General features: G+C 59.9%; 1 pseudogene. It reads left to right on the forward strand.

The features are described from left to right. Positions 1–30 precede the first annotated feature (30 nt). A pseudogene (locus NOG11_RS14845) lies at positions 31–1162 on the forward strand (IS3 family transposase). Positions 1163–1205 lie beyond the last annotated feature (43 nt).

The following is a 1205-nucleotide window of genomic DNA, read 5'->3' on the forward strand; positions in this document are numbered from 1 at the left end:
TAGACTTGGCTCCAACTGAGGAGCTGAGGAATGGGACGGAAAAGACGGACTGCCGAGGAGGTCATTGGCCGTTTGCGTGAGGTTGAGGTGCGCCTAGCGAAGGGCGAGACCATCGGGATCGCGTGTCGGGCGATCGGGGTGACCGAGCAAACGTATTACAGATGGCGACGGGAGTATGGCGGCCTGAAGGTTGATTAGGCGAAGCGGCTCAAAGAGCTTGAGAAAGAGAACCAACGCTTACGGAAGGCTGTGTCGGATCTTACGCTCGACAAGCTGATTTTATCTGAGGCGGCAAAGGGAAACTTCTGAGCCCCTCCCGCCGCCGCGCTTGCGTCGATCATGTCACCAAGGAGCACGGTGTCTCTGAACGTCGTGCTTGTGAGGTGGTGGGTCAGCATCGCTCAACCCAGAGGAAGCGACCTTCGGGCCGCCCTGGCGAGAAGGCGCTGACGCGGGCTATCGTTCAGTTGGCTGAGCAGTATGGTCGCTATGGCTATCGCCGGGTGACGGATGGCATGTGAACCAAAAGCGTGTCTATCGCATCTGGCGGCGGGAGGGGCTCAAGGTTCCCCAGAAACAACCGAAACGCGGGCGCCTATGGCTGAACGATGGCTCCTGCATTCGGCTGAGGCCACAGTATCCTGGCCACGTCTGGAGCTACGACTTCGTTCAGGACCGGACACACGATGGCCGGGTCTATCGGATGCTGTGCATCATCGATGAGTTCACCAGGGAGTGCCTGTCGATCCGGGTCGAACGAAGGCTCAACTCCCAGCATGTTCTGGAGGAGCTCTCCGAGCTGTTCCTCAGCCACGGTCCGCCCGAGCATATTCGATCCGACAACGGACCAGAGTTCATCGCTACAGCGGTCAGGGAGTGGCAGGGGCGTCCCTGGGTGAAAACCCTCTACATTGAACCCGGTTCACCCTGGGAGAACGGCTACTGCGAGAGCTTCAACTCCAAGCTCAGGGATGAGTTCCTGGACCGGGAGGTAGTCTATACACTGAAGGAAGCTCAGACCCTCATCGAATGGTGGAGGCGCGATTATAACCAGCTGCGGCCACACTCATCGCTCGGCTACAGGCCGCCGGCACCGGAGACTATCTTGCCCGCGGGGCTCCCGCCGCCTTACTATGAGGGTGCGCGGCATGAGCCCCGCTAACCTGCAAGGTCTAACGCTACCGTTGGACCACCTCGCGGGGTCA

This window comes from Parvularcula maris (assembly GCF_024505085.1).
Lineage (GTDB): Bacteria > Pseudomonadota > Alphaproteobacteria > Caulobacterales > Parvularculaceae > Parvularcula > Parvularcula maris.